The organism is Pseudoalteromonas sp. GW168-MNA-CIBAN-0100, assembly GCF_040309225.1.
In the GTDB taxonomy this organism is placed as follows: Bacteria; Pseudomonadota; Gammaproteobacteria; order Enterobacterales; family Alteromonadaceae; genus Pseudoalteromonas; species Pseudoalteromonas arctica.
In genome coordinates this window covers 1-263 of sequence record NZ_JBEOOL010000685.1, presented here as the reverse complement: position 1 = coordinate 263, position 263 = coordinate 1, and the positions used below count along the sequence as shown (strand labels likewise).

General features: G+C 39.5%; 1 protein-coding gene. It reads right to left on the bottom strand.

Annotated elements, in window-relative coordinates; all coding sequences use genetic code 11:
• Window positions 1-263 (bottom strand): sensor histidine kinase (locus AAEY62_RS23005; protein WP_350636748.1); only part of this gene is annotated, 263 nt, incomplete at both ends.

The window sequence follows — 263 nt, the reverse complement described above, 5'->3', positions numbered from 1 at the left end:
GGGCGATTATGCGCACTTAAACGACCATCAAACGAGTCGATGATTTGCTTAGATATTGATAAACCAAGGCCTAAACCGGTACTCGACTTGGTACTATAAAATGGTTCAAAAATAGAGCCTAAAGTATGGTGTTCTATGCCAGATCCTGTATCTAATATCGATAGTTTTACGCGTCCATCAAAGCATTCAACTTCAAAACTTAATTGCCGCGTTGCGCAGTTACTCATTGCCTGCGATGCATTAGTAATAACGTTAACTAATAC